The sequence below is a fragment of the Chitinophaga sp. Cy-1792 genome, assembly GCF_011752935.1.
GTDB lineage: Bacteria > Bacteroidota > Bacteroidia > Chitinophagales > Chitinophagaceae > Chitinophaga.
The window spans coordinates 606,033-628,482 of the sequence record NZ_VWWO01000001.1; the positions used below are offsets into that span (position 1 = coordinate 606,033).

A 22,450-nucleotide genomic window follows, 5' to 3' on the forward strand; every position below is an offset into this window, starting at 1 on the left:
ATAGATTTAAAACCTGTGATCCATACATAAAGTCTAAAATTTCCACGCAAATGGCTTTTGAAATCAAACAAAAAGGACAGGTCTATGATGTGTGTATTGTTGGTTCCGGCGCTGGTGGCGGAATGGCAGCCAAAATACTCTCTGAGGCAGGCCTGAAAATCGCACTCCTGGAGGCCGGTCCGAAATACGACCCAGCCGACCCGGAGCAAATGACCCAGCTGAAGTGGCCTTATGAGTCTCCTCGTAGAGGCGCCAGTACTACCCGCCCATTCGGCGACTTTGATGCCGCCTACGGGGGGTGGGAAATCAACGGCGAACCATACACGAAAAAGAACGGCACCGAATTCGACTGGTTCCGCTCCCGTATGCTTGGCGGCCGTACCAACCACTGGGGACGTATCTCTCTTCGCTTTGGTCCGCGCGACTTCAAACACAAAACCTATGATGGCCTCGGCGACGACTGGCCTATCAGTTATGAAGATGTAGCACCTTATTACGACCGTGTCGATAAAATGATCGGCGTTTTCGGTTCCAAGGAAAACCTGCCCAATGAACCGGACGGTTTCTTCCTGCCTCCTCCCAAACCCAGACTGCATGAGCTCATGATCAAGAAGGCAGGTGATAAACTGGGCATCCCGGTTATCCCGGCCCGTCTGTCTATCCTCACCCGCTCTGTAAACAAGGACCGCAGCCCATGCTTCTACTGCAGCCAGTGTAGCAGAGGTTGTAGTGTTTATGGCGACTTCTCCTCTTCTTCCGTATTGGTTAAACCAGCCATGAAGAGCGGACATGTAGACCTCTACACCAATGCCATGGCCAGGGAAGTACTCACCAACGGCGATGGAAAAGCTACCGGCGTACTCTATGTGGATAAAACCGACCTGCAGGAATACTCAGTGAACGCAAAAGTAATTGTATTGGCAGCAAGTGCCTGTGAATCAGCCAGGTTACTGCTCAATTCGAAGTCTGCCAAACATCCTAACGGCCTTGCCAATTCCAGCGGCGTAGTAGGTAAATACCTGCATGATTCCACCGGAGCTTCCCGCAGTGCTTTCCTCCCGCATCTCATGGACCGTAAACGCTATAACGAAGACGGTACCGGTGGTATGCACCTGTATATTCCATGGTGGGGAGATAACAAAAAACTGAATTTCCCTCGTGGCTACCACATCGAATTTGGCGGTGGCCTGCATATGCCAGGTTACGGCTTTGGCTTCGGCATGGAAAAAATGAACGGAAAATACCCGGGCAAAGACGGCCAGATGAAACCTGCTGGTGGCTATGGAGCCGGACTTAAAGAGGATTATCGCCGCTTCTATGGCGCCCAGGTTGGATTCGCAGGCCGTGGTGAGTGTATCGCCCGCGAAGACAACTACTGTGAAATCGATCCGAATGTTGTTGACAAATGGGGTATCCCGGTACTGCGCTTCAACTACACCTGGACCGACCACGAAATCAATCAGGCCAAACACATGCAGGATACCTTCGAACAGATCATCCATGAAATGGGTGGTGTGGCGAATGGCACCAAACCTGGCGCTGAGACCAAATACGGACTGGAAAACCCTGGCCGTATCATCCACGAAGTAGGTACCACCCGCATGGGCGATGATCCTAACAAATCAGTACTCAACAAATTCAGCCAGGCACACGAGGTGAAAAACCTCTTCGTTGTAGACGGCGGCTCGTTTGTATCCCAGGCAGATAAAAACCCTACCTGGACCATCCTCGCCCTCTCCCTGCGTGCATCTGAATACATTGTTGATCAACTGAAAAAACAAAACATTTAAACTACTCACTACATATGGATAGAAGAAAATCCCTTAAAGCACTCGCGCTCGGGACATTATCCGTGAGTGCGATCCTGTCGGCCACCGGTTGTGAAGATAAAAGCACCGGGAAAGGTAAAGATGCAGGTCATGCCGATGCCAAAGGCTATGGCCGTACGGAGGATGAAAAGGAACGCGACGCCAAACTGAATGCGGAACCGTATTTCAACGACGCGGAAATGAAAACGATCACCGTACTTGCTGATATCATCATTCCAAAAGATGAGCATTCCGGCAGTGCCAGCGAAGCAGCAGTACCTGCATTCATCGGCTTTATCGTAAAAGATAAACCGGAACTGCAGCTTCCTATGCGCGGCGGCCTCCGATGGCTGGATGTACAGACAGCAAAAAGATTCAATAAATCATTTACGGAAGCCAGCCACGAGCAGCAAATCCAGATCGTAGATGATATCGCTTATCCTGAAAAGGCAAAACCTGAAATGAGTCAGGGCGTGGCCTTCTTCAATCTGATGAGAAACCTTACTGCTACTGGTTTTTACACCAGTAAAATAGGTATAAAGGATATCGACTATAAAGGTAATACGCCCAACGAATGGGACGGCGTACCGGATGATGTGCTGAAACAGTATGGCTTGTCTTACGACGAGAAAACACTTGCCCAGTGTCTTAAAATTGAAGACCGAAATAAAATCATGACCTGGGACTAAAATTGTTGTTAGTAAATATCCTTTAAAACTTAATCCTCCAGATTATGCCAGAAAACAAACAAGAAGGAAACCAGGTGTCCCGCCGGTCGTTTCTCCGCAACGGAGCACTTGCTGCCGCGGGGTTTATGATCGTTCCACGTCACGTATTAGGACGGGGCTATGTTGCTCCCAGCGACAGACTTCGTGTAGCAGCCGTTGGTGTTGGCGGTAAAGGCTACGGCGATATTACCAGTTTTGCTGAAGGCCCTGCAGATATTAATTTCCTTTGCGACGTAGATACCCGTCGTGCTGCCGATGCAGTGAAAAGGTTCCCTAAAGCCAAGTTCTACACCGACTTTAGAGAGATGTTCGAAAAAGAAAATAAGAACTTCGACGCCGTTTCTGTATCCACACCAGACCACCAGCATGCTGTTGCCGCCATGGCAGCCATGCAGCTCGGCAAACATGTGTATGTACAGAAACCGCTGACACACGATATTTTCGAAGCACGTAAACTCACTGAAGCAGCCCAAAAATACAAAGTAGTTAGCCAGATGGGTAACCAGGGCTCTTCCGGTGATGGCGTACGCCAACTGATGGAATGGTACAATGCCGGCATTATCGGAGACGTACATACGGTATACGTATGGACCGACCGTCCGGTATGGCCCCAAGGTATCGAGTGGCCTAAAACACCCAGCCCGGTACCGGCAGAACTGAACTGGGACCTCTGGTTGGGCACCGCTCCTAAAAAAGACTATGTGGGTAACCTCGTTCCATTTAACTGGCGTGGCTGGTGGGATTACGGTACCGGCGCACTAGGCGATATGGGCTGTCACCTCATCGAACCACCTTTCCGTGTACTCGGCCTGGGCTACCCTAAATCGGTAGAAGCCAGTGTTGGTAGCGTGTATGTAGGTGAATTCAAACGTGGTTACTTCCCTGACAGCTGCCCTCCTTCTTCTCATGTGATCATGAAATTTGAAGGCAAAAACGGAAAAGAAATCACTATGCACTGGATGGATGGTGGTATTCAACCTGAACGCCCGGCAGAACTGGGCCCTAATGAAATCATGGGCGACGGTGGCAACGGTGTAATCTTCGTTGGTACAAAAGGTAAAATGATGTGCGGTACTTATGGTGTAAGCCCTAAGCTGCTGCCTACTTCCCGTAATGCAGAAGTACACGTTAAACAAACTATTGCACGTGTACCAGAAGGACACTACCTCCAATGGGTAAACGCAGCTATCGCCGGCTACGGCAGCGATAAAGCCAAAGCCCTCAGCTCTCCTTTCGATATCGCAGGCCCGCTGACAGAGAGTATCCTCATGGGTAACCTCGCTATCAGAAGCTACGACTACCGCGAAGCAAAAGCAGATGGTAAAGGATATAATTATCCGGGAAGAAATATCCAGTTACTCTGGGATGGCCCGAATATGAAGATCACCAACTTCGAACCGGCTAACCAGTTCGTAAAACGCACCTACCGCGACGGTTGGTCGTTAGGTGTATAATTCGCGCTATAAATCATATTATAACAAAGGCCTGCCCCGGATCCGGGCAGGCCTTTGTTTATAGCTGTAGTAATTTTAGATAGTCTCTAATAACTCAACGACCTCATTACCATAATGTTCAGTATAATCATATGCCAAAGCAATAAGCAGGTATTCTTTCGCCTTGGGGATATCTCCCAGATCTATATAGATAATACCCAGATGCTTATAAGCATATGAGTTTGACCTGTTCAATTCCAGCGAGTACATTATATTTTCAATACCAGCCTCAGTTTTGCCGAGCTTGTGTTGTACATAACCGAGATTATTGTAAGGGTAGGCAAAAAATGGATTCAGCTCAATTGCACTCTCCAGGTAGACCAATGCTACTTCATAACGCTGTTGTTTTAGTAAATAATAACCAACATTATTCTGAAGGATAGCATCTGTTTCAAAATCCCGATTTTTAACACAGGCGGCTATTGCATTATTGTAATTCCCCCCGGCTTTTTCAATTCGCAGGCGCTGGTTTTCAACCCATCGTCTATATAAGTCATTTTCTGCCAATCTGTCTAATAATGGCTTGCTGGCTTCATATTCCCGTAGATTAAGCAATGCTGTGGCTTTTAGACAGGCAATCCCCGGATGCTCTTCGGTACTGTAGGCAAGCGCAGCACAGATCTCCAGAACTTCTTTGTTCAAATTGTATTCAAGATATAGTGACGCTTTACTTGCGATAAAAGCTATCTTCTCCGTTTCCCTCTCCCTGGAAGGATCATCTACTTGCGCTATCACCGCTGAGGGCATCAGCTCCACAGGTAATTTCGGCCATACAACATCAGCCCCGTAATGGTCATGTAAGGTTTTATTAAATGTACAGCCTTCAAATGCCAACTCTGTTCGAACACCATTTTTGAATGCAAGGATAGCAAGTAGTATACCCATTACACCTGCAGGTTCCCTACGCGAATCAGCAAAGGCCTGTGCATGCGCTATCACCCTTTCCGTTGCAGGCGTCATCTTCAGCACCGACCGAGGCCCTTTACCGTATTTAGACTCCCCTTTTACGTAGGTTGTCCACCCCTCCTGTTCTATTACAGAGATATAGCGTGTTGCTGCATTTTCTGTTCTTAACATCGCCAGGAAAATGTGGTCTATGTCAATGCTGCCATGCTGAAGCTCAACAACAACTTCGCGGGCCAGCTCAAGAATGTCGCTTAATTCCTTTGTTTGTTCCATAACATATATCGAGAGAAGTATAGTAAGTAAACAATAATGTTCACTGATAATACCGCGTCCAATTTACATCTTTACAAACAAAAAAGGGCGCCAAAACTGGCGCCCCCATTCATTTGTACGCTATTATCAATAACCAGGATTTTGTTCTAACCCTACATTCTTTCTTGTTTCAGAAGCCGGAATCGGCGCAAAATAGTTTTGCGTTTTAAACTTCCTGTTCTGCATATTAAACACCGTGTATTTGTAAGGGTGACCAGGAACAAAGGAACCTCTTACGTCAATACCTCTGGCGCTGTCACTTAATGCAGCAGGTGCATCATTCCATCTTCTCAGATCAAAAAACCGGTGTTCTTCATAGGCTAACTCATATCTTCTTTCATACTTATAAACACCCCACAAGCTTTCATCAGCAAGGTTTGTAGCCGGCATTCCTGCACGGGTACGAATCATGTTGATATACTTTCTTGCGGTACCATAGTCTTTAAGTACCAGGTCTGCTTCTGCATGGTTCAGCAGAATTTCTGCATATCTGAACCATATCCAGCTTTGATCACCATTGAAGAACTGCGCATCCAGTGTGGCGTCCATGAACTTGCGCATATAATAACCTGAGAAAGTACCATTCCAGTTTTCGATGGTGCTGTTCCTGGTATCGAGCCCCCATACGCTGTCTTTGCCATCAGCAGTTTCGTAGCGGCCTGTCTGGATCAACCCGATCGGATCTACTTTAATACCATCTTCCGGCCTTGTTTTCCATTTGGCGCTGTCGTACAGAATGGTGGCATAAAAGCGCGGATCGCGGTTGCGGTAAGGATGTGCTGCCATTACAGGATTCGACCAGGAAAAACTAGTGCCATCAGCCATCTGGTAACCGGATACAAAGTTTTCCAGTGGTACGTTACCACCCCAGTTATGGTATCCGTTTGGCCCGTTGTACTTATCATGAGAGGTCCCCAGTAAGGCTTTATCATACAGCTTTACAAAGATGAGCTCAACATTTCCCTTATCCAGAAATATTCTCGTATAGTCGTCTACGGGAGAACCTGTAGGCTGATACAGACTGTACATACCGGAAAGAATAACACTGTCTGCTGCAACCTTAGCCGCTGTTGCATACTGCTGACTAAGATCAGAAGAGTTCAGTGTCAGGTTGTTACGTTTAGGATCTGTATTAAATGTCGGATTATACAACTTACTGGAAGCATACAGCAGCATTCTGCATTTCAATGCAAAGGCAGCATATTTCGTAACACGACCTTTGTTGTCTATTTCCTTAAATGCATCCGGGAGATATTTAATGGCACTGTCACATTCTGCTGCAACGAAGTTTACACAGTCTGTAAACGGTGCACGCTTCACACTCAGGTAATCGCTATGCTCTCCCTCCAGGTTAAAGGTATAAGTGATCAAAGGCACGCCACCAAAGTATTTCACCAGCATATGATAATACCAGGCACGCATGAAATGCACCTCTCCTTTCATTCGTTTGATAACGTCGGCATTTACACCTTTAACGGAATCAATTTTTTCAAAGAAAAGGTTACAGTTCCGGATGGTTTTGTAATGCAATTTCCAACGGCTAAAATCATCCAATGCACCCATATCATCGGCGGTCATGTTTCCTTCTACGACACGGGAGGTGCTATAATCGTGGATAAACCGGCTTTCATCGGTCATAGATGATAGCATTACCTCATTAAAGCCTGGTCTCATCTGGGCATACAGGTCATTAACATATGCCTGTATCAATCCCTGGTCTTTCCAGACATCACTTTCCTGGAATTCCGTTAAGGGCTTTTTCTCCAGGAAATCTTTATTACAGGAAAATGTTACTGCCAGTACCATCATCCCACATATATATCTTAGTATTTGCAGTTTTTTCATAAAAAGACAGATTAGAAGGTTACGTTTAATCCCACATTGTAGATCTTGGTTTGCGGATAGTATTGTCCGCTACCTTGTGGCGCCTCCGGATCAAAGATTTTTACTTTGTCGATGGTAAGCAGGTTCTGGCCGGAGACATATACCCTGAGATTTTGAATACCTACCCGCTTTAACTCTTTCGAAGGCACACTGTAGCCAAAATCCAGTGTTTTCAACCGGGCATAGTCTGTGTTCCAGAACCAGAAGGTGTTAGCGTTATTTACCCAGTACTCACGGTCACGGTCGTACGCTCTTGGCCAGTTAGTATTGGTATTGGTTTCCGTCCAGCGGTTTTTAATAATTGCTTCCGGGAAGTTTCCTATCAATCCTGATTCTGTGCGGATATACTGACTGGCGCCGGTAGCGCCCTGCCATAACATCGTAAGATCGAAGTTGTTATACTTTGCTGTCAGGGTAAGACCAAAGATCATGGTCGGATATTGCGTCCTGTCTACTCTTACGCGGTCCAGGTCATTGATTACACCATCACCATTAATATCAGCAAAGATGATATCACCGGGGCGGGCGCCGCTCATTTTTGCCGGCGTTTTATCCACTTCGTCCTGTGTATGGAAGATACCTATTGCCTTATAATACAGTGGTGCCTCAATCTGTGACCCTGTGGACTGCTGCCAGGAAGGTACATTCGGGGATTCTGCCCAATAGAGGATTTTGTTTTTCGCTTTTGTAACGGTACCGATTACTTCATAATGGAATTTTTTGATATCATTTTTATGTGAGATAACCACTTCGTATCCCTGATTACGTACGATACCAATGTTTTCATCCGGCAACGTCAGCCCGGTATAGTCCGGTACGGCGGCATTGCGGGGAATGAGGATGTTACTGCGTTTGGACATGAAATAATCTGCTTCAATGGAGAGTTTATCTTTCAGCAGTTTGGCCTCAATACCTACGTTATAGTTATTGGCTATTTCCCAGGTGATATTAGGATTAGGTGTGCGTACCTGGTATAACGTTTTGTTGAGATCAGTACCAAACATCACCCCACCATCTGCAAAAGCATAGGTGCTGAGATATTGGAATGCAGGCACGTTGTCGTTACCCATTTGCCCCCATGAACCGCGTACTTTGAAATAATCCATGAAGTGGATATTATCTTTCCAGAAGTGTTCGTTGGAGAGTACCCAACCGGCAGAAGCCCCTGGGAAGAAGCCCATTCGGCGGCCCGCAGGGAAGTTCTGGGTACCATCGTAGCGTGCGTTGAAATCGAAGAGATAGGTTTCTTTCAGATTATAAGAAATACGACCAAAGTAGTTACGTCTGGCATATTCAAAGCCAGATCCGCCATTGTCCTTCTGTTTATCGCCACCAGCAAAGAGTTGGTCTAATTTATCACTGACAAAATATCTGCGATAGGCGTTGAAGTTATCGCCTTTTAAAGTGTTCTGTTCAACAGCGATGAAGCCACTGAAATAATGTTTTCCGAAAGTGCGCGTGTAGTTTAATTTCAGGTTCACTGTGGAGCTGCTATTGGTAACAAAAGACTCTGACAGCTCAGGCGAGGATACGCCTCTTGTTCCAGGGATCAGCGCGTGCGTAGAGCTGTTCGGGTCCAGTGTGTATAAAGTCCATGGTTTCACGAAGGATTTGTTGAACATGAAGTTTTTGTCGTAGGCATAACTACCATCAACGAACATGCCTTGCACGCCAGGAATGTTTACCACTGCTGCGAAAGTACCGTTCAGCACATAGTTTTTATTATTCGTATATCCAATGGCGTTAGTTCCGGTAACTACCGGATTATCACCGTATTCGATATCGGGGCCGGGCATACCGTTTGGCCAGATGGCATTTTCTGTAGGACGGCCACGCATCAGTGCGCGGAAGATAGAGCCGGCACTTCTTGGCGGAAAATTCCTGTCTTCGAGTCGGCCGGCGAGGTCGAAGCGCAAACGGATGTAATCGTTCACAACAGCATCGAGGTTGGCCCTGATATTCTGTTGTTTGTAATTGGTAGCACTGTTCTTATAGACACCATCCTGGAAGAGAGAGCCCATAGAAACATAATAATTCATCTTTTCAGTACCACCGGACAGGGAGAGATCATGGCGGTCCTGCAAAGAAGTTTTTTTGATAACGGCATCATACCAGTTGGTATTGGGATAGAGCCATGGATCGGAGCCATCTCCGAATTTTTTGATCTCCGCATCGGAGTAACGTGGTGCGTCACCACCGTATTTGAGGATTTCGTTGACTACCTGGGCGTAGGTAGGAGCATCCGCCATTTTCGGGAGACGCGTCGGCGAAACGAAAGACTGGTTAAAGCCATAGCTGATAGTAGGTTTTCCCCCTTTACCGCGTTTGGTGGTAACCAGGATAACGCCATTGGCAGCGCGGGAACCATAAATAGCGGCAGCAGCATCCTTCAGGATAGATACGCTCTCGATATCATTGGGGTTCATGCGCTCAAAGCCATCTCTTGGGAAACCATCAATTACAACAAGGGGACTACTGTTACCAAGCGTACTACGGCCACGGATAAAGATCGTTGAGCCGTCATAACCAGGTTCACCACTCTGGTTAACCGCAATAATACCCGGAATACGTCCAACCAGGGAGTTGGATATATTGACATTCGGCGATTGCTGCAGGTCTGTTCCCTTTACCATGGAAACAGCACCAGTTTTGGTTACTTTCTTTTGTGTACCATAACCAACAACGACATACTCATCCAGTGTTTTCTGGTTTTCCTTCAGGGTAGCGTTGATGTTCGTTTTACCATCTACAGTTACCTGTAAGGGATCAAAACCCATGTACTGGAATACAAGTACGGCATCTTTCTGTACATCATTAATGGAAAAGTTCCCTTTCTCGTCTGTGGTCGCGCCTTTCTTGGTGTCTTTCACCAATACGGTCACTCCTGGCAAGGGGTTGCCATTGACGTCTTTGACTTTTCCTTTAATGTTCAAGTTTGCCTGCTGCCAGGGGGATAACGGCAGTGCGCTGGCGCTTTGCGGACGAAGCACCGGCCCGAGAAGACATAGCAGTAGCAATGCCTTCACATAACGTGGAACCATAAACTATAAATTTTGGGTGATAGAAAAGATGAACGGGTTTTACAAGTCTACAGATACAACAAATTCATCTACCATTAAATTATCAAGAATCGCTTTAATTATTTTCTAAAAATAAGCGTACTAAAAACACTTTTGTCTAAAAAATCGTATAGTGGAAATGGTTATTATTTAAAAGATGCAATATCAGCATAGGAAAGCCATACAGCACTTCGAAAAACTTTTCTTGTATCACGTTAACGGATATACGTAAAACATATGATACCAACATTTCTCACTGCGAAATTATATCCATTTAAAGATCAACCTGTTATTATAATTCAGCGAGCTGATGCCACTGAAAATGAAGCGCATTGCGTATAAAAAAAACCTATATCTTTTTTCATGGAATTCGCATAAATTTATAAGATCGTGCGTTATTAAGATATCCTAACTTTTAGTGATGATACGCGGCTTATTGGGAACCATATGTCTATGTATGTTATTGCTCATTTCATGCTCCAAAGAAATGAGTACGGAAAACGACGGCCCTTCCAGTAAATGTGAGTATGCCCCCTACACACAAGGATCTGCATTTACCTATCTTAATATTAATCAATCACAAGACAGCACGACCTATACACTTACCGTCAACGGCGACACCACTATCAATGGCAATAATTACCGCAAACTCGGCGACGACAGCGTATTTATGTGCTCCGGCTGCACAGATGGCACCTATACACAGGTAGCCTCCCTGCTGAGCTTCGATGGTTATACCGCCAGTGATCTGCGCATCACCTACCTCAAAGATTTTCTGCCACTTGGCAGCACCTGGTCTGATACCATCAACGTTACCAATAACGGCATCAGCACCACCGCCTATCTGCAGTATACCATCACGGAAAAAGGTACCAGCCGTGTAGTAAACGGCATCGCATTTACAGATGTTATCGCTGTACAAATGGATGCATCCGCCAGTGTATTAAGTAGTACCATGCCTATCGGCACACTCTCCACCAGTTACTATGCCAGAGGTGTTGGCCTGATTGAGGCAGACCAGGCACAGGACACGACCCGTCTTATCAAATACAATATCAAATAAAAAACCCGGCGCTAAAAAGCAACCGGGCCTACTATCTTGCTATAATCTCAACTAATACTGATTATAAATCATTGTCAGCAATCGCTCAACTGCACGACGTACGCTGGTAGCACTCTCCCTGTTATTATTCACCAACACACTGAATACAAGCGTTTTATTCTTTTTAGTCACCAAATACCCGCTCAACGCCACAGCACCACTCAGCGTTCCTGTTTTTGCGTGTACAAACTGCTCTTTATAATAGGCCTTTAAAGTGCCCTTCCCTCCTGTTGGAAAGATCTCCCACAATCTCTCCTGCGGGTACTCTTTATACATTTGCGTGAGCACCTGCACAAAGTCACGTGGTGTAAACAGGTTATACCTGGATAGTCCCGAACCATCTACCCACTGTGGGTTATTGGGTAATGTACTCAATGCATTATCCTGCATATACCTGATTACACGTTTACTGTTAATAGAATCCCACATCAGCGCGGAACTCATCATCAGCGTCTGCTCTGCGAAGAAGTTATCACTGCGGTGCATCATCGGTTTAAAAAGAGAATCTGTGGGAATACTGCGCAGCAATTTATAACTGCCTTTAGGTGCATTCATTGCAATGCCGATAGTACGGTGCAGCGTGTCTTCCAGGCGTTCACGCAAATCCTGCACGGAACCCGTGATATAAGGCACTTCTGTTGTCGATGTACTATTATCTTTCCTATTAAAACGCAGTGTGAACAGATTACTTCTTTCTTCTCTGTCTGTGCTGAGTTCTCCGCTACTATCATCTGCAAATACCTGCATATCAAACAAATCCGGGATCATCATGCTGGTATCCTTATGGTGATAAATTCTTACCACATTACCATACATAGGCCAGGCGTTTAATTCAGGCTGATAATCATCTGCATAATCGCTCCAGGCCCATCCCGGCCCATATCTTTTATTGGCAATGCCCGTATTGACGAGGTATATCTGTTTCTTTGTTTTTTGCAGTAATTCCAGCAAAGGCTGGTATGGATAGTCTGGGTGCAGGAAAGACGGATCTGCAGTGCCTTTCACGAATATGGCGGTATCATTTTCGAAATAGCGGGCCGCAGGAAGTGAGTCGCCCAGTATTTTCAGACCAGTATATAAAGAGAAGATTTTTGTGTTGGATGCAGGCGTAAAATATTTTTCGTCCTGGTATTGGTACCAGTATTTACCAGCAGCTGGTTCATAGATGGAAATCCCTGTATGAGCATCTTTCAGGGGAGATGTATTCAATATTTCTGCTGCTGCCCATTTACTGATGGCTGCATTTTGTGCATACAAACCAGTACCGGATAGGGATAAAAGCAGTGCTAATGTAAGTTTCCTCATGTGGGGAAATTACGAATTATGTCATTGAGATGCCGGAATTTATGTGTCCTTTTCTAAATTCCGGCACCTGCAATGGCCTTTATTAACCTACATATTTGGTAATACCAGGTTTGGCATATGGATAGAATCCGTCTGCGTCAGGTACTATCGGAGGTTTGGCATCAAAGGCATATGTAGCTGGATGAATGTCCAGGCCTGAATCCAGCGCTTTATCCCAATGGATAATCTGTCCGGAATAGGTAGCCATACGGCCTATGATGGCAGAGAAGGTTGCCTGTGCGCCACGTTCTGCGTCTGCGAATTTGTATTCACCTTTTGCAATGGCCGCAAACAGTTCATCATGCTCTGTCTGGTAAGGATTGTTTTCTTTGGCTTTCTTATCGTACTGGTACAGTACTTTTCCTTTATGGTCAACGATCTGGGCACGGTCGCAATAAATACGGCCCTTAGTTCCCACGATTTCTTCGTCTACCTTGCTGGTGGCGTTTTTCCAGTGACGGCACTGGCTGTTCATCACCACGCCGTCTGCATAGCGGTATTCTACAAAGTGGTGATCATAGATTTCTCCATACTCCTTGCCTGTTCTGATGGCTCTTCCACCCATACCAGACGCGGTTACCGGCGTTTCTCCCTTAAACCAGTTACCCACATCGATGTTGTGGATATGTTGTTCTACGATATGATCACCGCAAAGCCAGTTGAAATAGTACCAGTTACGCATCTGGTATTCCATTTCGGTATATCCTGGTTTACGAGGTTTCACCCAGAGGTCGCCCTGGTTCCACCAAACCTGCATGGATACGATGTTTCCGATCATGCCGTCGAGGAAGCGTTTGTACAGCTCTCTGTAAGAGTTTTGGTAGCGGCGTTGTAAGCCTACTACTACGTTGAGTTTCTTTGTTTTAGCAACAGCGGCTGCATCGAGTACGCGTTTGATACCGGCAGGATCTGTTGCCACGGGTTTTTCCATGAAGATGTGTTTGCCTTGTTTTACGGCTTCTTCAAAATGGATAGGTCTGAAACCCGGAGGGGTGGCGAGTATTACTACATCTGCCAATGCGATGGCCTGTTTGTAGGCATCGAAACCAGTAAATTTGTTGCTTTCTGGTACAGCTACCCTGCTGGCTTTATCGCCGAGGGCTTCCTTAATGTTGTTGTAGCTGTCGGAGAGCCTGTCTGGGAAGGCATCTGCCATGGCTACCAGCTGCACATTTTCCTTTGTGCTCAACGCCTGTGTTGCAGCGCCGGTTCCGCGGCCACCGCAGCCAATCAGGGCTATTTTAATAACTTCTCCGCTTCCGGAAAAAGAGGCTGCCTTAGATAGAATAGGCGCAGCCATAAGACCACCGGCAATTAACGAGGTTTGTTTTACGAAATCGCGGCGACCCTGAACGTGGAATTCCTGACTTTTTTCAGTGTCCATAATAACGTTGTTTTTTGTGGTTGTGAAGTACTAGCGGGCTCCAATATATTTGTCGATCATTTCTTCAAAGAATTTCTCAGCCTCTTCTTTGGTAGGCTGCTTAACGGGACGGACTATACGAAATCCTACAAAAGGCGCATCGGCATTCCACCATTTGCTTTTAGGAATCTGCGGGTCGCGGCGGTTCCATACCGGGTCAGATTTCAGCCTGGCTGCGGAACGCAGCGCTGCCGCATCATCATCGTAGTTACCTCCTTTCAGTAAACGCGGCACTTTTGCAGTAGGCTGTGTCCAGGGATCTTCTGCTGTTACATTGGCAATAGCGTTTTCATCGTATTGGTCCATGGTCCATTCGGCCACATTGCCCATCATGTCATAGAGTCCCCATACATTGGGCTGCAGCTGGGCTACTTTATGGTATTTGCCTTCACTGTTTTGTTTGTACCAGGCATATTTATTCAGCTGAGAAGCATCATCTCCAAAGGGATAAGCTTTATCTGACCCGGCCCGGCAGGCATATTCCCATTCGGCTGCTGTGGGCAGCCTGAAAAAAACACCTGTTTTATAATACAGGAAACGGCAATACATCAAAGCGCCATACTGGCTCATACTATTGGCAGGATATCCACCAGATTTTCCCATCCCCAGCGTCAGATCAATATATGGTGGACTAGGACGCGTCATACCATCCGGTAATCCGGGCTTGTCCTGATCAGCGTATTCGTTGTATTCATCATAGGTCACTTCTGTGGCGCCCATAAAAAAATCAGCTATCTGCACTTTTTTGGCCGGCCCTTCATCAGCTTTATGGCCCTTTTCTCCCGCCGGACTACCTAACGTAAATGTACCTCCGTGGATAGGCACCATCTTAAAACGTATATCCGTACCCGGTATCTGTTGTTCATACGCGGAAAAATCACTGTTCGACTGAGCTACAGCTGTCTGACAGAGCAATGCGCCCATCAGGCAGGTCACATAAAATGGTTTCATCTTTATCGTTTGGGTGTGTATTTCTGGTAAGATAAAAAACGAACCCCGGGAATTAAAAAATTTGTGATGAACGAAAAAAAGGCCTTTTCATTGATTTTTTTTCGGAACACTAGTATTTACTTTCAAAAGCGTTTAAATTTAAGGGTGTCCTTTTTACTTTTAATCTAACCGTTATGAAAAGACGAAATTTCCTGCAACAGGGAACGCTTGCAGGGCTTTCCGCCCTTGCACTGGGAGGTATCTCCCAGTCGGCCAGCGCAGCTGCCAACGAACCTAAAAAGGCCGGACAGCCATTTAACCTGAACTACGCACCACACGATGGTATGTTTAAAAACAATGGTGGCGCCGATTTCCTGGATCAGATCAGATATGCATATGATCAGGGCTTCCGTTCCATTGAAGATAATGGCATGCTGGGCCGCGATACTGCCACCCAGGAAAAAATCGGTAGTCTGCTTGCCCAGAAAGGTATGACCATGGGTGTATTCGTGGTAGATACCGGTAATAACTGGAAAACCTCCCTCACCACCGGCAAACAGGAATTCACAGATGCTTTTCTGAAAACCTGTAAACAGAGCGTGGAAGTGGCCAAACGCGTGAATGCCAAATGGGCCACTGTTGTTCCCGGCTATTTTGAACGTACCCTCCCCATGGGTATACAAACTGCGAACGTGGTAGAGGCACTGCGTCGCGGCGCCGAAATCTTTGAACCTCATGGATTAGTGATGGTACTGGAGCCGTTGAGCGACAACCCTGACCTGTTCCTACGCACTGCCGAACAAAGTTTTGAGGTGTGTAAAGCTGTAAAAAGCCCTTCCTGTAAGATTCTGTACGACATCTACCACATGCAGCGCAACGTGGGCAACCTTATTCCTGTAATGGATATGTGCTGGGACGAGATTGCGTATATCCAGATAGGTGATAACCCTGGCCGTAAAGAACCAGGCACAGGAGAAATCAATTATAAAAATATTTTCAAACACCTGCACCAGAAAGGATACAAGGGCGTCCTGGGTATGGAGCACGGAATTTCCGGCAAAGGAGCCGATGGCGAGCTGGCTTTAATAAAAGCTTATAGAGATGCCGACAATTTTCTGTAATTTAAGTAATGGAGACCGGCGCAGGGAAATTCCCTGTTCCGGTCTGTATAACCAGCAACCCTTAAATTATTGAACTATGGGATTCTTAATGCGCATCCTCGTCAATGCCCTCGCCGCTATGCTTACGGCCTACCTGTTAAAACCTGCAGTGAGAGTAGACAGCTTCCTTCATGCCCTCTTACTGGCGCTGGTACTCGCGGTACTCAACGCACTCGTTAAACCGATACTGGTCATTCTCACTTTCCCCGTTACTATTGTTACGCTGGGGCTGTTCCTCTTCGTAATTAATGCACTCATTATTCTGCTGGCCGCCAAACTTGTGCCTGGCTTCAAAGTAGATGGCTTCTGGTGGGCGCTTCTCTTCAGTATCATTATGACGATCATCAACAGTATCATGATCAATATTGCAGGCGGCAATTAATTCGCGCCTCCCTAACCTGTGGTCCAGCTAAAATTATGCTTGCATGCACTTCGACAGGTCAAATCTCTCCGATGAACAGCTTTTGCTATTCTATCAATCAATCGTATATCCGCGACTGATAGAAGAAAAAATGCTGTTGTTATTAAGACAGGGTAAGATAAGCAAATGGTTTTCCGGCATAGGCCAGGAAGCTATTGCTGTGGGTGCCACACTGGCGCTGCATCCCGATGAATGGATACTCCCGCTCCATCGCAACCTGGGCGTATTTACTTCCCGTGGTATGCCGCTGGAAAAACTGCTGCTGCAGTGGCAGGGACAGCAATCCGGTTACAGCCAGGGCCGCGAACGCTCCTTTCACTTCGGTAGCAGCGAACACCATATCTGCGGGATGATTTCCCACCTGGGCCCCCAGCTGTCCATAGCAGACGGTATCTCCCTGGCACATAAATTAAAAAATGAACAAAAGGTAACCCTGGCCTTTACCGGCGAAGGCGGCACCAGCGAAGGCGAGTTTCATGAAGCCCTCAATGTGGCCGCTGTCTGGGATCTCCCCGTTATCTTCCTGGTAGAAAATAACGGTTACGCCCTCAGTACCCCGGTTTCAGAGCAATACCGCACCGAATCCCTCGTGGAAAAGGCCGCCGGTTACGGCATGGAAGGTGTTCAGGTAGATGGCAACAACCTCCTGGAGGTATACCAAACCATCAGAACAGCCCGGCAATATGCCATCCAGCAACAGAAACCCGTACTGGTGGAAGCGCTCACCTTCCGTATGCGCGGCCATGAAGAAGCCAGCGGCGTAAAGTATGTTCCCCCGGAATTATTTGAACAATGGGCTGCCAAAGACCCTATTCTTCAATTTGAAACCTTCCTGATTCAGAAAGGAATACTGACAGGAGAGAAATCTCAGGCAATTAAAGACCTGCTGAAACACCAGATTGAAGAATCAGTGCACCATGGCCTTCAAACACAGCATTTTATCGTAGATACCAATTATGAGTTGGGAGATGTTTATGCAGAATCCCCTGCACCCCATTATCCCATAGGTACCAGCAGCGAAAAACGATTTATTGATGCTATCAAAGAGGGCCTGTGGCAGTCGATGGAGGAATTTCCCGGCCTTGTATTAATGGGGCAGGATATCGCGGGGTATGGCGGCGCCTTCAAGATCACGGAAGGCTTCCTCGACCATTTCGGGGCATCCCGTGTTCGTAATACCCCGCTTTGTGAAAGCGCCATCATCGGCGCCGGCCTCGGACTCTCCATTTCCGGCTTCAAAAGCATGATAGAAATGCAGTTCGCTGATTTTGTTTCCTGCGGTTTCAACCAGATTGTTAATAACCTGGCTAAAATATACTACCGCTGGGGACAAAACGCAGATGTTGTCATCAGAATGCCTACAGGTGCGGGTGTCGGAGCCGGACCCTTCCACTCCCAGAGCAATGAAGCCTGGTTTACCCATGTACCCGGACTAAAAATCGTATACCCGGCCACTCCGGAAGACGCCAAAGGTTTGCTCAACGCTGCCATTGCCGATCCGAATCCGGTCCTGTTCTTCGAACATAAGGCCCTGTACCGCAGTATCAGCGGCCTTGTTCCCGACGAATACTATACCACCGAAATTGGCAAAGCCCGTCTGGTACAGGCCGGCGAAGATATTAGCATTATTACCTATGGCGCCGGCGTACACTGGGCCATGGAATATGCCGCCAGCCATCAGCACATCAGTATTGGCATCCTGGACCTGAGAAGCCTGGTGCCACTGGATTATACGGCCATCCAGCAGGCAGTAGCGGCCACCGGCCGCGTGCTGATATTACATGAAGATACCCTCACCGGTGGCTTCGGGGCCGAAATCGCTGCCTGGATCGCAGAACATTGCTTTCCCCAACTCGATGCCCCCGTTCTCCGATGTGCCAGCCTCGATACGCCAGTGCCGTTTGCACAAGAACTGGAAAAAAATTTCCTCGCCAAATCCAGACTGGACGCCTATATTCAACAATTATTAAATTGGTAACAGTAATTGGGATTGGGAATTTGCCGTTATTTTTCTAATTTGCAGGCGGAAATAATAAACTCATTATACCATGATGATGAATCTTTTAACAGTAGTACATACCACTAACTTTTACAAAGTGGGTGATAGCATTGGTCACTTTCTTGCACCAGTAGCCATTGTAGTTTTTGGTCTGATGTTTTTGTATGCTTGGGTGAAATACGCTAAAGCATAATCCATACCCCTCCGTTTTTTCACATCGCATTATATAAAAAAAGACTGCCTTGCCGGCGGTCTTTTTTTATTACATAAAGATGCTAAATAAAAAATCCAACACAGATAATAGTTTATAAAACCTATACCTGTGTTGGATTTGCACTTCGGGCGGTAGACTACCGCCCGATATATTAGAATATTAGCCTTTGGCTAAGAGCTTTTCGATCAGTGCTTTCAGCTCTGGTGTTGATGGACGAGGTGCATCAATGGTAACGATTTTACCCTGCTGGTCGAACACCATGAAACGAGGAATACCCTTGATATCATAGAATTTGGTAACCTCACTCCAGCCAGACATGAAAATCTGTGTACCTTTCATTTCCTGGTCGTGAACGAAAGTTTTCCATTTTTCCTTGTCTTTCGCTTCATCCACGGAAGCACCAACGAAAGTTACATTTTTACCTTCCATTTCTTCTTCCAGGTGCTTCAGGTGAGGCAGTTCCGCTTTACAAGGACCACACCAGGTAGCCCAAACGTCTACTACTACCACTTTGCCTTTCAGGTCATTGAAAGCTACTTTGTTACCGTTTACATCTTCACCTATGAAGTTATAACCCGCTTCACCGGCATTGAATTTACGGATGCTTTTTTCGTAGTCGTTGTAACGTTGCTTTTCCAGCGGAGTGCTGAAATACTGCTGGTAAGGCGCCATGGCGGTAGTCAGCTCATCCAGTGATTTATATGCTCCCATACTGTTCAGCAAGGCTAAAGCTTTCAGACGATCGTTGCAGATACCATTGACCTTTTTAGCCAGTAACTCAGCCTGTGCAGGCCTTGCAGCTGTTCTGTCGCCAATGATAAACTGGAAAGTGTTGTAAATCTGCATGTAGTCATTGATATTACCCAGGCGGATGTAGTTTGCATCACAGAATTTTTTATCCTGAACAATAGTATTGTAGAACGCAGGATACTGTTCTTTCTTTGGATGATCAGAGCGTGGTGTCAGCAACAAACGCATAGCTGCATACTCAATATCAGCATCCATCGTCACTTTCATCAATGCGCTAAACGATTTGTTAGTGCTGGTGAATGACTTTTTGAAAGCCGCAATTTTAGGCTGGGTCGCTTCCAGTTTAGGGAAATAAGAATGGAAGGTCACACTGTCGATAGTGTAAGCAGGACTCATTATAGGAGCCGCAACTTCATTCCATTGTTGCAATGATTTGTTCTCTGCAGAACCCGTTTTCTGTTTGAAAGAATGTCCTTCAATTGCCAGGTTCAGCTGATCACCTGATTTCAGGTAAATACGCGTACCCAGATCTTTAGGGTAGGCAGAGATGTAATAGAAACCTTCGGCTGGTTTTTGCAGTGCAAACGCAAATGCATGATCTGCATTTACTTCAGTGGACGCAACTTCTTTTGTCTGACCTTCAACTACGGCATACAGACTTAATTTTGTGGCTTTTTCGTTGTCGGTGGTCCCTTGAATGGTGGTGAGCGTTGGTTGGACAGGGCCAGGGCCTGCTATTGCGTGTACAGTGGTGAATGCCATGCACACAGCAACAGGAAGCATCCCGGTTAGGATGTTTTTCTTCATGGTAATTAATGGTGGTTTTTGTGATTTGTTGGCATAAAAATAATAAAGGGATTTAATATCAGTACTACATTATGTCAAACGGCTGATAATCATTACAGAATGGTCATTCCGGGCCTACAAACTGGTGGTAATACTTCTCTGTAAAGAACAAATTCTCCTCATCAAAACAAACAAATATGACCTCATTAATACTTGAACCCTTTTCTAAAAATGCTACAACAGTTTCCATGGCTATTCTTGCGGCCTGGTCTTTAGGGAAATGATAAATTCCCGTGCTGATATTCGGAAAGGCAATACTTTTCAATTCATTGCCTGCGGCCAGTTCCAGCGATTTACGGTAGCAACTGGCCAGCAGTGCCGGCTCATTTTTCTCTCCGCTTTGCCATACCGGCCCCACGGTATGAATCACATGCCTGGCGGGAAGCCTGCCTGCCCGCGTGATAACAGCATCACCGGTTTTACAACCTCCCTGCCTCGCTACAATCTGTCGGCAGTCTTCCAGTATTTCAGGGCCACCCGCACGATGAATGGCGCCATCTACGCCACCACCGCCCATCAATGAGGAATTGGCAGCGTTCACAATAGCGTCCACGGCAACTTTGGTAATATCTCCCTTAACAACTTTTATCTGCTTCATACAATTATATCCTACTTTTTTATCTTCCTGACATTAAGATATACTGCGCACATAAACCAGTTTTCCGGATCTTTTTCCACCCTCCCTCAGGTCTATTTCAAAATCGGGGAAGCTTCTGATCAGGTGAATCAGCTTATTATATCCATAGTTACGTGAGTCGAAATCAGGTTGTTTTTTAAGGAGCAAATTACCAAGCTCCCCAAGATAGGCCCAGCCGTCTTCATCAGCGATATCGTTGATGCTGGCGGTTAAGAGCGTAATCAATTCTTTATCCGCCTTGCTGATCCCTTTATTTTTTTCTTTGGGAGATTTTGATTTACCTGTTTCTGTTTTCTTTTCTGCTATCTGAAGAATTTCCAGGTAGATGAATTTATCGCAGGCAGACCGGAATGCGCTGGGGGTTTTCTTCTCTCCCATCCCGATTACATACATCCCGGCTTCCCGAAGGCGGGTCGCCAGCCTGGTAAAATCGCTGTCGCTGGAAACCAGGCAGAAACCATCTACCCTGCCGGTATACAGGATGTCCATCGCATCGATGATCATGGCCGAATCCGTGGCATTTTTGCCGGAGGTATAACTGTATTGCTGAATGGGGGTAATGGCATAGTCCAGCAGCACGGTTTTCCACCCTGAAACGGTGGGCTTTGTCCAATCGCCATAAATACGTTTAAACGTAGGGTTGCCATATTTGGCTACTTCTTCCAGCATCCCTTTTACATTATGGTAAGGGATATTGTCTGCATCTATCAATACTGCCAGACGAAGGTCTTTGGTATTATCCATATCATTTTCTATTAAAGCGAAACGTGTCAGTCACAAGCACTTGGGCTGCAACTGACACGTTTCTGTTATAGGCTTAATTGCTTATTTCAGGTAAGAACGAAGCATCCAGGCCAGCTTCTCATGTTTTTCCATGAGTCCCGTTACGAAATCGCTGGTGCCTTTATCGTTGTATTTCTGATCAAATTCATCGATCAGACGACGGAGGTTGCGAATAATCGTTTCGTGATCATCCAGCAATTCCTTGATCTGGGTTTTAGCATCATTGGTATACTCTGATTCCAGGAGGTGTGTCAGGTCCAGTACATCTCTGTACCTGCCCAACGCATAGTGACCCAGCGCACGGATTCTTTCTGCTACTTCGTCACCGAATTCCTCCAGTGTTTCATACTGTTCTTCGAAAAACAGGTGCAGATCCCTGAAGCTTGGTCCTTCAATGTTCCAGTGACAGTTGCGGGTTTTAGCATATAACACCAACTCGTCAGCTAATGCTTTATTCAATTCTAAAGCAACCTCTTTGGCGTGTTCAGGTAAAATGCCAGTGTTTACTTTCATATCCTTGAATTTTTTGGTTATTATAAATTTACTGATTCCGGGGATAGGCGCACATGAGTATTATCATGATTTAACAGCCGGTTAATATTAACAGCAGCGATCCGCTTTTGTTCGCCTGATCACGAGGTCTTAATACTT

The 22,450-nt window shown here is 46.2% G+C and carries 17 protein-coding genes; 7 read left to right on the plus strand and 10 right to left on the minus strand.

The window, feature by feature from the left end; genetic code table 11:
• The first annotated feature begins 50 nt into the window (after nucleotides 1–50).
• From F3J22_RS02540 to F3J22_RS02550, 3 genes are read left to right on the plus strand one after another with little or no spacing between them, the layout of a single operon-like run.
• Nucleotides 51–1,790, plus strand: a complete 1,740-nt coding sequence (locus tag F3J22_RS02540) for a GMC family oxidoreductase (RefSeq protein ID WP_167013980.1) — start codon at nucleotides 51–53, stop codon at nucleotides 1,788–1,790.
• Between the two features lie 14 nt (nucleotides 1,791–1,804).
• Entirely contained in the window at nucleotides 1,805–2,497 is a 693-nt protein-coding gene (locus tag F3J22_RS02545; RefSeq protein ID WP_167013982.1) for a gluconate 2-dehydrogenase subunit 3 family protein, read from the plus strand.
• A gap of 44 nt (nucleotides 2,498–2,541) precedes the next feature.
• The gene (locus F3J22_RS02550; protein ID WP_167013984.1) at nucleotides 2,542–3,990 is read left to right on the plus strand and encodes a Gfo/Idh/MocA family protein; all 1,449 of its coding nucleotides are present in this window, start codon (nucleotides 2,542–2,544) and stop codon (nucleotides 3,988–3,990) included.
• Nucleotides 3,991–4,065: 75 nt separating this feature from the next.
• On the opposite strand, the gene F3J22_RS02555 is transcribed toward F3J22_RS02550, so the two are convergent.
• The 3 genes from F3J22_RS02555 to F3J22_RS02565 form a co-directional block, all read right to left on the minus strand.
• Nucleotides 4,066–5,208, minus strand: coding sequence for a tetratricopeptide repeat protein (locus F3J22_RS02555; protein ID WP_167013986.1), 1,143 nt, complete (start codon nucleotides 5,206–5,208; stop codon nucleotides 4,066–4,068).
• A 126-nt stretch (nucleotides 5,209–5,334) separates the two neighbouring features.
• A complete protein-coding gene (locus tag F3J22_RS02560; RefSeq protein WP_167013988.1) occupies nucleotides 5,335–7,092 on the minus strand; it encodes a RagB/SusD family nutrient uptake outer membrane protein in 1,758 nt (585 codons plus the stop codon).
• 11 nt (nucleotides 7,093–7,103) lie between these two features.
• On the minus strand, nucleotides 7,104–10,172 hold the full coding sequence (locus F3J22_RS02565; RefSeq protein ID WP_167013990.1) for a TonB-dependent receptor: 3,069 nt from the start codon (nucleotides 10,170–10,172) through the stop codon (nucleotides 7,104–7,106).
• Between the two features lie 505 nt (nucleotides 10,173–10,677).
• On the opposite strand from F3J22_RS02565, the gene F3J22_RS02570 reads away from it, so the two are divergent.
• On the plus strand, nucleotides 10,678–11,253 hold the full coding sequence (locus tag F3J22_RS02570; RefSeq protein ID WP_167013992.1) for a hypothetical protein: 576 nt from the start codon (nucleotides 10,678–10,680) through the stop codon (nucleotides 11,251–11,253).
• A 51-nt stretch (nucleotides 11,254–11,304) separates the two neighbouring features.
• Here the strand turns inward: F3J22_RS02570 and F3J22_RS02575 are convergent, their stop codons facing one another.
• From F3J22_RS02575 to F3J22_RS02585, 3 genes are all read right to left on the minus strand, one after another.
• Nucleotides 11,305–12,597 (minus strand): D-alanyl-D-alanine carboxypeptidase/D-alanyl-D-alanine-endopeptidase, encoded by a 1,293-nt coding sequence (locus F3J22_RS02575; protein ID WP_167013994.1) that lies wholly within the window; start codon nucleotides 12,595–12,597, stop codon nucleotides 11,305–11,307.
• A gap of 82 nt (nucleotides 12,598–12,679) precedes the next feature.
• The gene (locus F3J22_RS02580; RefSeq protein ID WP_167013996.1) at nucleotides 12,680–14,020 is read right to left on the minus strand and encodes a Gfo/Idh/MocA family protein; all 1,341 of its coding nucleotides are present in this window, start codon (nucleotides 14,018–14,020) and stop codon (nucleotides 12,680–12,682) included.
• A gap of 30 nt (nucleotides 14,021–14,050) precedes the next feature.
• A complete protein-coding gene (locus tag F3J22_RS02585) occupies nucleotides 14,051–15,010 on the minus strand; it encodes a formylglycine-generating enzyme family protein (RefSeq protein WP_167013998.1) in 960 nt (319 codons plus the stop codon).
• A gap of 173 nt (nucleotides 15,011–15,183) precedes the next feature.
• Here F3J22_RS02585 and F3J22_RS02590 point away from each other — a divergent pair, with 173 nt between their 5' ends.
• The 3 genes from F3J22_RS02590 (at nucleotide 15,184) to F3J22_RS02600 (ending at nucleotide 18,548) form a co-directional block, all read left to right on the plus strand.
• Nucleotides 15,184–16,110 carry a hydroxypyruvate isomerase family protein gene (locus tag F3J22_RS02590; protein WP_167013999.1) on the plus strand — a complete coding sequence of 309 codons (927 nt, stop codon included), beginning with the start codon at nucleotides 15,184–15,186 and terminating at the stop codon, nucleotides 16,108–16,110.
• A 76-nt stretch (nucleotides 16,111–16,186) separates the two neighbouring features.
• On the plus strand, nucleotides 16,187–16,531 hold the full coding sequence (locus tag F3J22_RS02595; RefSeq protein WP_167014000.1) for a phage holin family protein: 345 nt from the start codon (nucleotides 16,187–16,189) through the stop codon (nucleotides 16,529–16,531).
• 43 nt (nucleotides 16,532–16,574) lie between these two features.
• Nucleotides 16,575–18,548 (plus strand): thiamine pyrophosphate-dependent enzyme, encoded by a 1,974-nt coding sequence (locus F3J22_RS02600; protein ID WP_167014001.1) that lies wholly within the window; start codon nucleotides 16,575–16,577, stop codon nucleotides 18,546–18,548.
• Nucleotides 18,549–18,942: 394 nt separating this feature from the next.
• On the opposite strand, the gene F3J22_RS02605 is transcribed toward F3J22_RS02600, so the two are convergent.
• The 4 genes from F3J22_RS02605 to F3J22_RS02620 form a co-directional block, all read right to left on the minus strand.
• A complete protein-coding gene (locus tag F3J22_RS02605) occupies nucleotides 18,943–20,340 on the minus strand; it encodes a TlpA disulfide reductase family protein (RefSeq protein ID WP_167014002.1) in 1,398 nt (465 codons plus the stop codon).
• 103 nt (nucleotides 20,341–20,443) lie between these two features.
• Entirely contained in the window at nucleotides 20,444–20,977 is a 534-nt protein-coding gene (locus F3J22_RS02610) for an O-acetyl-ADP-ribose deacetylase (protein WP_167014003.1), read from the minus strand.
• A 33-nt stretch (nucleotides 20,978–21,010) separates the two neighbouring features.
• Nucleotides 21,011–21,760 (minus strand): NYN domain-containing protein, encoded by a 750-nt coding sequence (locus F3J22_RS02615; protein ID WP_167014004.1) that lies wholly within the window; start codon nucleotides 21,758–21,760, stop codon nucleotides 21,011–21,013.
• A gap of 81 nt (nucleotides 21,761–21,841) precedes the next feature.
• Complete coding sequence (locus tag F3J22_RS02620) at nucleotides 21,842–22,312, minus strand: Dps family protein (protein WP_167014005.1); 471 nt, start codon at nucleotides 22,310–22,312, stop codon at nucleotides 21,842–21,844.
• Nucleotides 22,313–22,450: the final 138 nt, after the last annotated feature.